Annotated in this window: 8 protein-coding genes and 1 pseudogene; 4 read left to right on the top strand and 5 right to left on the bottom strand. The window is 64.6% G+C overall.

All coding sequences use genetic code 11. From position 1 onward, the window contains the following. The 3 genes and pseudogenes from LXM94_RS24740 to hemW form a co-directional block, all read left to right on the top strand. Nucleotides 1–251: pseudogene (locus LXM94_RS24740) on the top strand (glyoxalase/bleomycin resistance/extradiol dioxygenase family protein); the annotation flags it as partial. Nucleotides 252–261: 10 nt separating this feature from the next. Continuing rightward, nucleotides 262–903 carry an RdgB/HAM1 family non-canonical purine NTP pyrophosphatase gene (rdgB, locus tag LXM94_RS24745; RefSeq protein ID WP_235774394.1) on the top strand — a complete coding sequence of 214 codons (642 nt, stop codon included), beginning with the start codon at nucleotides 262–264 and terminating at the stop codon, nucleotides 901–903. Nucleotides 904–907: 4 nt separating this feature from the next. Continuing rightward, a complete protein-coding gene (gene hemW, locus LXM94_RS24750; protein ID WP_235774396.1) occupies nucleotides 908–2,089 on the top strand; it encodes a radical SAM family heme chaperone HemW in 1,182 nt (393 codons plus the stop codon). Between the two features lie 33 nt (nucleotides 2,090–2,122). Here the strand turns inward: hemW and LXM94_RS24755 are convergent, their stop codons facing one another. The 5 genes from LXM94_RS24755 to mutM form a co-directional block, all read right to left on the bottom strand. Further along, a complete protein-coding gene (locus tag LXM94_RS24755) occupies nucleotides 2,123–2,620 on the bottom strand; it encodes a GNAT family N-acetyltransferase (RefSeq protein ID WP_235774398.1) in 498 nt (165 codons plus the stop codon). Between the two features lie 93 nt (nucleotides 2,621–2,713). Then, nucleotides 2,714–4,171, bottom strand: a complete 1,458-nt coding sequence (gene dnaA, locus LXM94_RS24760) for a chromosomal replication initiator protein DnaA (protein WP_408015698.1) — start codon at nucleotides 4,169–4,171, stop codon at nucleotides 2,714–2,716. A 957-nt stretch (nucleotides 4,172–5,128) separates the two neighbouring features. Next, complete coding sequence (rpsT, locus tag LXM94_RS24765; protein ID WP_235774402.1) at nucleotides 5,129–5,395, bottom strand: 30S ribosomal protein S20; 267 nt, start codon at nucleotides 5,393–5,395, stop codon at nucleotides 5,129–5,131. 204 nt (nucleotides 5,396–5,599) lie between these two features. Next, nucleotides 5,600–6,373: an enoyl-CoA hydratase gene (locus LXM94_RS24770; RefSeq protein ID WP_235774404.1), complete on the bottom strand. Its 774-nt coding sequence runs from the start codon at nucleotides 6,371–6,373 to the stop codon at nucleotides 5,600–5,602. Between the two features lie 24 nt (nucleotides 6,374–6,397). Then, entirely contained in the window at nucleotides 6,398–7,291 is an 894-nt protein-coding gene (gene mutM / locus LXM94_RS24775; RefSeq protein WP_235774406.1) for a bifunctional DNA-formamidopyrimidine glycosylase/DNA-(apurinic or apyrimidinic site) lyase, read from the bottom strand. Between the two features lie 168 nt (nucleotides 7,292–7,459). Here mutM and ubiE point away from each other — a divergent pair, with 168 nt between their 5' ends. Beyond that, nucleotides 7,460–8,239, top strand: a complete 780-nt coding sequence (ubiE, locus tag LXM94_RS24780) for a bifunctional demethylmenaquinone methyltransferase/2-methoxy-6-polyprenyl-1,4-benzoquinol methylase UbiE (RefSeq protein ID WP_235774408.1) — start codon at nucleotides 7,460–7,462, stop codon at nucleotides 8,237–8,239. Nucleotides 8,240–8,428 lie beyond the last annotated feature (189 nt).

Genomic DNA, 8,428 nt, shown 5'->3' on the forward strand with positions numbered 1-8,428 from the left:
CGCGCGAAACGATGACGCCACCCCCGGCAGAGGCGTTGCCCGTACCGCCGCATGGTGCTGACGGTCCGGGCCATGCCTGTTTTCGCGTGCCGGCGGCGGCCCTTGACGACATCGCCGCGGGCCTGAAGACAGCGGGCGTGACGGTCGAGGCGGACTTTCGCTGGCCGAACGGCGCCCGGTCGATCTATTTCCGCGACCCGGCCGGCAACAGCCTGGAATGCGCCGAACCCGGCCTCTGGAACCTCACCTGACGGACAAGACATGCGCAAGCTCGATACCAAGACCATTATCGTCGCCAGTCACAATGCCGGCAAGATCCGCGAGATCCGCGACCTGATCGGCCCGCTCGGCTTCGAAGCCAGGTCGGCCGCTGACCTCGCCTTCGCGGAACCCGACGAGACAGGCACGACCTTCGAGGAAAATGCGCGGATCAAGGCGCTAGCCTCCGCACGGACAGCCGGCATTCCTGCGCTCTCGGACGATTCCGGGCTTGTCGTCGATGCGCTCGGCGGTGCACCGGGCGTCTACACCGCCAACTGGGCGGAGCGGGAAGACGGCAGCCGCGATTTCCAGATGGCGATGGAGAAGGTCGAACAGGCTCTTTCAGAGACGGGAGCGACCGACGAAGCCCGGCGGACGGCGCGTTTCGTATCGGTGCTCTGCCTTGCCTGGCCGGACGGCCATACGGAGCTTTTCCGCGGCGAGGTGGAAGGCCATCTCGTCTGGCCGCCACGCGGCGACCGGGGCTTCGGCTACGATCCGGTCTTCAAGCCGGTGGGTCACGCCACCACATTCGGTGAGATGAGTGCGGAAGAGAAGCACGGCTGGAAGCCAGGCGATGCGCAGGCCCTGTCCCATCGCGCGCGCGCTTTCAAGCGCTTCGTCGAAACCTGCCTGGTCTGATCCCATGACCGCCATCGCCCCGTTCAGGCCACGTGACGCGCTCGATCCCGGTTTCGGCATCTATGTGCACTGGCCGTTCTGCGCGGCGAAGTGCCCCTATTGCGATTTCAACAGCCATGTGCGCCACCAGCCGGTCGACCAGCCGCGTTTCGTTGCTGCCTTCCTGAAGGAGATGGCGGCGATGCGGGCCTTGACGGGGCCGCGCAGCGTGACGAGCATCTTCATGGGTGGCGGCACGCCGTCCCTGATGGCGCCCGGGACGGTCGAGGCGATCCTCTCCGCCATCGCGCGGCAGTGGCACGTGCCGGACGGCATCGAGATCACCATGGAGGCAAACCCGTCGAGCGTCGAGGCGGAGCGCTTTCGCGGCTACCGGGCGGCAGGCGTCAACCGCGTCTCGCTCGGCGTGCAGGCACTGAACGACGCTGATCTCCGTTTCCTCGGCCGGCTCCACGACGTCGCCGACGCGCTGAAGGCGATCCGGCTGGCGCGCGACATCTTTCCGCGCATGTCCTTCGACCTCATCTACGCGCGGCCGAACCAGACCGTCGAGGCCTGGGACCGCGAGCTGCGCGAAGCGGTGTCCTATGCGGTCGATCACCTCTCGCTCTATCAGCTGACGATCGAGGAGGGCACGCCCTTCTTCGGCCTGCACAAGGCGGGAAAACTCGCCGTGCCGGACGGAGAGCATTCGGCGGTGCTCTACGAAGCCACGCAGGAGATCACCGCACGGGAAGGCCTTCCGGCCTATGAAGTGTCCAACCACGCCCGTCCGGGCGCGGAAAGCCGCCACAACCTCACCTACTGGCGCTACGGCGACTATGCAGGGATCGGACCCGGTGCGCATGGCCGCCTGACGACCGCCGGCGCACGGGTGGCAACCGCGACGGAGCGCGTTCCCGAACACTGGCTCACCCTCGTCGAAGAACAGGGCCACGGCATGGTTGAGCAGGAGATCCTCGACTATGAGGCGCAGGCTGACGAGCTTCTGCTGATGGGCCTGCGGTTGAAGGAAGGCGTCGACCTGGCGCGCTGGCAGATGCTGTCCGGCCGCGACCCGGACCCGGAACGCGAGCAGTTCCTGATCGACCACGGCTTCGTCGAGCGGCTCGGCAATGCGCGGCTGCGCTGCACCCCGGCCGGCATGCTGATCCTCGACGCCGTCGTCGCCGATCTCGCCTGTTGACGGCAGCGCACTCCGCAATGTCTGAGCGAAGACTCAGTCGGGAAAATCCTCGAACTGCTGCAAATAGACCCTGAATCCGGCGCGCTCATAGGTCGCCCGGGCCTTCTCATGGTCGTTCGTGTCGGTGTGGAGCCAGACGCGCCGTGTCCGCTCGGTCCAGACCACACGCAGCGCAGTATCGAGGAGATGCGGTCCCAGCCGCCTGCCCTGCACCTGCGGGATCAAGCCGAAATGCACAAGCTCGACATTGTCCTCGTCGGTATGGTCGAATTCGCAAAGCCCGACCGGTTGCCCGTTCTCGCGCAGCACGAACAAGGACGTGGATGGCGCCGCAACGAACCGCACGAGATCCTCGCGCGGCATCCGCAAGCGACGATCCCACTGCAACGGCGCACCGATGCCTCGGTACAGATCGAGATAGCCGTCGGCCGAGAGCGGTTCGCGCTGAACCGTGACGCCGTCGCTGGGGGGGGCCAGCGGGTGTCCGGATGGACGTGCGAGCATCTCCATGTAGGTCACAAGCAGGTTCACGATCGACGATTTCCCCGACCACCGAGCCAACGAAAAAGGCGCCGCGCCAAATCGAGATCGGCGCGGCACCCCGGTCGGAGCGGCGGTGTGCCGCTATTCGTTGATGAGCCGCTTCAGAAGCTCGATCTCATGGCTGAGCTTGGTGTCGCCTGCGATCAACTCCTCGATCTTGCGCACGGCATGCAGGACCGTCGTATGATCGCGTCCGCCGAAGCGGCGGCCGATCTCCGGGAAGGAGCGCGGCGTCAGCGTCTTGGAGAGATACATCGCCACCTGGCGCGGCTTCACCACAACGCGGGTGCGGCGGTTCGACACGAGCTCCTGACGCGAGATGTTGTAGTGCTTGGCGACGATGCGCTGGATATCCTCGATACGCACCCGGCGCGGTTCGCCGGCTGCGACCAGATGGCCGAGCAGCTCGTCGACACGCTCGATCGTCAACAGGGGCTCGAAGGTGCGGCGGAAGAGAAGCTGGTTGAAAGCCCCCTCCAACTCGCGCCCGCTCGCCGTGATGTTGCGCGCCACATGGCTGAGGATTTCGACCGGGATGTCGAGCGTCGCGTCCTCCTGGCGTGCCGTTTCCAAGCGGCGCTTCAGGATTTCGAGGCGCATTTCGTAGTCGGGCGCCTCCATTTCGATCGCCACACCGCCCTGCAGCCGCGAGCGGACCCGCGGATCAAGCGATTCCAGCTCCCAGGGTGCACGGTCGGCGGCGACGACGACTTGCCTGGCGGAGTCGAGCAGCATGTTGAGCAGGTGGCAGAACTCGTTCTGGATCGAGTTGCCCTGCAGGAACTGCATGTCGTCGATGACCAGAAGATCGATGTTGCGCAGCGTCTCCTTCAAGGAAAGCGCATCATTGTCGCGGATCGCGGTGGCGAAACGCCACATGAAATATTCCGCCGTAAGGTAGACGACACGCGGCGTGCGCGCGCTCGACAGGGCTGCCAGCGCAACGGCCTGCAGGAGATGCGTTTTGCCGAGGCCCACGCTCGAATGGATGAAGAGCGGGTTGAAGCGCACCGCGCCGGCACCGGCTTCGGCGATCGTCTTGGCCGCAGCAAGCGCCACCCGATTGGAGGCGCCCTCGACGAAACTGTCGAACGTGTAGCGCGGATCAAGCGGCGACCCGAAGAGCGGCGCCTGCGGAGCGACAGGAACGCGCGGCACGACCCCGTTCATGACGCCGGCGGCCACCTGCGAAACCGCCTGGGCGCCGTTTGCGCGGCGGGCCTGGCTCGTCGCAGGAACAGGCTCCGGGGTGGCGACCGCATCGTCCGCAGACACCGGCCTTCCGCCCCGCGTTGCGGTGCGGGCCAGAATCTCCACCTTCAGAATCTCCGGATCCTCCTGCTGGAAGAGGCTGGTGATCAGTTCCAGGTAGCGGTTGTTGATCCAGGACTTCAGAAATGTCGTCGGCACAGACAGCCGCACGACGCTCTTCGACGTCGAATGCAGCTTCAGCCGGCCGAACCAGCTTGCATAGACATCGGCCCCTACCTGGGCCTTCAGACGCGCGCTGACCCGGTCGAAAAGCGCGTCCTGCTTCATCTCTATCTTTCCCCTCGCCTGCTGCTCCCCTTCGCCGAGGGAACGGTATGCATCTTCTCCGCTTGCCAAAGCACCAGCCGTCGTGGCCGTGTTCATCTGCATCGTGCCGCCTTTCACTTCAATTCGCCGTGCCGGCGCTGCCGTCGGCACCTTGATGTTTGCCTCTACCGCGTCCGGCCTTGCATCGACCGTTTACAGCATCAGCTGCCCCGACTGCGCCGGTCCCCATCCGGCAACAGCCCCTTCACACCTTCGCATCAGCCGCACCGGCCCGCCATTCATCGGCAGCGGCCGCGCATGCGCATCACGATAGCGGCCCCTCGTACAGACCACGATCGCAACATCGGCGGCTCCCTCCGTCTCGTCCGCCGCCCTCGTCACGGCACACCGGTGGCAAAGATCAAAAAGACCACGTTCCGTCGTCGCTCGACGAACGGCCCAAGATTCCCGGTGTCTGATGAGACGGAACAGAACCGTTCCGCTACAGTGGACAAAGCCGCTACTCCCGTCTCTTCGACGGCGTCCAGCGCCTCTTTTTGACTGTTGTCCGCGTCCCCTGTGGAAGTCATTTAGGCAGGATCGCCGGGCAAGATCAATCACGAATTTTACGCAAAATTAATGGCCGGGCGTTGACTCCGGAGACCGATTTTGACTCGGGGCAGCGGCACCGAAAGAGAATCGCTTATGAATCAATGGCTTTCTTTTTGAGCTCCGAAAACGGAGCGCCAGGCGCAAAAAAAATAAAATTTCGCTTGACTCAACCGGCACCCCAAATGCCGTAACGTTAGTCGGGTAACTAGACGCATACCTCAGATAAGCAATTGAATTTACTTAATAAAAAATGTCACTGCCCTGACATGATAGAGCCTTGCGCATTAACCATAGCGGATGCAAAAAGCCAAAGAAAAAGCCCGGTCAAATGACCGGGCTCTCGCCAAAACGCATAGCTTGTCGAAATCAGGCCGACATGGCTTTCACGCGGCTCGCCAGGCGGGACACCTTGCGCGACGCTGTGTTGGAATGGAGCACGCCCTTGGTGGCGGCGCGCATCAGTTCCGGCTGGGCCGCGCGAAGGGCGTCGGCTGCCTGCGTTGCGTCACCCGAAGCGATCGCTTCCTCCACCTTGCGAACGAAGGAGCGCACGCGCGACCGGCGTGCCTTGTTGATTGCGGTGCGACGGGCGATCTTGCGGGTCGCCTTTTTCGCCGAAGTCGTATTGGCCATCTATGCCTCTCTCAGTGATCTGACACACACTCCACCTTCGCCACGCCGGTTTATCGCGACCGTCCGTCCGACTGTTCGGGCAAGCAATTCGGGAGCAATATCGGAAAACCTAGAAAGTCGGCTTTCCAAACTGTGGGGCGGCGTATAGCGGGAAACGACCACGGCGTCAACGCGCATTTCGAAGAAAACCGGCTGCCTCGCGCGTCACCGATTGCGGAAGTCCGGCTTACGCTTCTCAACGAAGGCAGCCATGCCCTCCTTCTGGTCCTCCGTGGCGAAGAGGCTGTGGAACAGCCGGCGTTCGGCGCGCATGCCCTCCGACAGCACCGTCTCCTGGGCACGCGCCACCGCCTCCTTGGCCATCATCACGGCCGGAAGCGAATAGCCGGCGATCTTTTCGGCTGCAGCGAGCGCCTCCTCCAGCAGCTTTTCCTGCGGCACGACGCGCGCGACCAGCCCCGAGCGCTCTGCTTCCGCCGCGTCCATCATCCGGCCCGTCAGGCACAGGTCCATCGCCTTTGCCTTGCCGACGGCCCGCGTCAGCCGCTGCGTGCCGCCCATGCCCGGAATGACGCCGAGCGTGATCTCCGGCTGGCCAAACCGGGCTGTGTCGGACGCGATGATGAAGTCGCACATCATCGCCAGCTCGCAGCCGCCGCCGAGCGCGAAGCCGCCAACGGCCGCAATCACGGGCTTGCGGAAACCTGCCACCTCGTCCCATCCGGCCGCATAATCCCCGAGCATGGCCTCCACGAAGCTGAGCGACTGCATCTCCTTGATGTCGGCCCCGGCCGCGAATGCCTTTTCCGACCCGGTGATCACCACAGCGCCTATGCCCGGATCGCTTTCAAAAGCTCCGAGGGCCATCCGCAACTCGCCGAGCAGCTCGGCATTGAGGGCATTCAACGCCTTCGGCCGGTTGAGCGTCACGAGCCCCACGCGGCCACGCTGTTCGACGATCAAGGTCTCGTAGGCCATGATTCATATCTCCGCTTCTTCGGCCTATCTCTGGCATGCCGCGCAATGGAATGTCGAGCGGCCCGCCTGGACGATCCGGCCGATTGTGCCGGCGCAGCCGGGCGTGCGGCAAGGCTCTCCTTCCTGGTCGTAGACGGAGAAGGAATGCTGGAAATAGCCGAGGGAACCGTCGGCGCGGATATGATCGCGCAGCGTCGAACCGCCGGCCTCGATCGCCTGCGCGATCACGTCGCGGATCGCCTCGGCCAGTCTCGCCAGTTCCGCCTTCGGCCGGCCGGCCGCCGTGACGAGCGAGCCCGCCAGACGCTGCGGCGACAGATGCGCCCGCCAGAGCGCCTCGCAGACATAGATATTGCCGAGACCGGCGATGTTCTTCTGGTCGAGGAGGGCGGATTTGAGTGGCGTCTGGCGCCCGCGGAACTTCGCGGCGAGATAGGCTGCGTCGAGCGCGTTTCCGGTCGGTTCCTCGCCAAGCTCCCGGAAGAAGACATGTGTCGCGATCGTGTCGCGCCGCGCAAGGTCCATGAAGCCGAAGCGGCGCGGATCGTTGTAGATCACGCGCTGCGGCCCGGACGCAGCGTCCAGATGCAGGACAACATGGTCGTGGCGCTCATCCTTGCCGCGCGGGAGATGGAAGGCGCCCGGCGCATGATGCTCCGCATCGCCGGCCGCTACCCGGAAGGAACCGGACATGCCGAGATGGGCAATGACGACGTCGCCGCCTTCGAGATCGATCAGCAGATATTTCGCCCGCCGGCCGAGCGACAGAACGCGGCGTCCGGCAAGGCTTTCGGCGAAGCCGGGCGGGAACGGGAAGCGCAGGTCGGCGCGGCGGAGCTCTGCACGCACGATTCGTGCCCCCTCCATCACGGGTGCCAACCCCCTCCGCACCGTTTCGACCTCCGGCAATTCCGGCATTTTGAGGCTCCTGTTCCCCGCTTTGCACTGCCGTCGCTTTTCTCCGGCATGGCCATTTCTTCGCGTTGATCTATGGCCTATATACCATCGCGGCAATGCCCCGGCCGGACAAAAGGCACGGGACATGCACGGCGCATGGGGCGCATGGCGCAGGACCGGAGTACGATCATGACGGAGCAGCAACGCACCTCCGCGACGGGCGGAATGGAAACCTCCTACGGCTTCCGGCAGGTTGGCGAGGGAGAGAAGCAATCGCTCGTGAACGACGTGTTCCACAAGGTCGCCAAGCGCTACGACATCATGAACGACATCATGTCGGCGGGCCTGCACCGGGCCTGGAAGGACGCGATGGTCGCCGCCCTCAATCCGCCACGTGACCCGGCCTACCGCCTGCTCGACGTGGCCGGCGGCACCGGCGACATCGCCTTCCGCGTCGTCGAGGCCTCAGGCAGGCAGGCCCACGCCAGCGTTCTCGACATCAACGGCTCGATGCTTGCGGTCGGCGCGGATCGGGCGGCCAAGAAGGAACTCTCCGCGAATCTCGATTTCGTCGAGGCCAATGCCGAAGCACTGCCCTTCGAGGACAAGCACTTCGACGCCTATACGATCGCCTTCGGCATCCGCAACGTGCCGCGTATCGACGTCGCGCTTACGGAGGCTTTCCGCGTGCTGAAGCGCGGCGGCCGGCTGCTCGTCCTGGAATTCTCCGAGGTGGAGATGCCGCTCCTCGACCGTATCTACGACGAGTGGTCGTTCAAGGCGATCCCGCAGTTCGGCAAGCTCGTGACCGGCGACGCCGAACCCTATCAGTATCTCGTCGAATCCATACGGAAGTTTCCGAACCAGCAGGACTTCGCGGCCATGATCCGCGCCGCCGGCTTCTCGCGGGTGAATTACACCAACTATACCGGCGGCATCGCGGCGCTGCATTCCGGCTGGAAGCTGTAGCCGATGCCCGCAGGTTCGCTTGTAAGACGATACCCGCGCGCCTCTCGGACCGCCCGTTCGAAGCCGGTGGCCGAATGAGCACGATGGCCGCTTATTTCCGGCTTGCGCGGGTCGGCTGGGTGCTCGTGCGCGAGGGTGTGGTTTCCGCCTTGCCGCCCGAGGACATGCCGCCGCTCGCGCGCGCCCTGC

Origin of the sequence: Rhizobium alarense (genome assembly GCF_021555155.1) — a bacterium.
Lineage (GTDB): Bacteria > Pseudomonadota > Alphaproteobacteria > Rhizobiales > Rhizobiaceae > Rhizobium_D > Rhizobium_D alarense.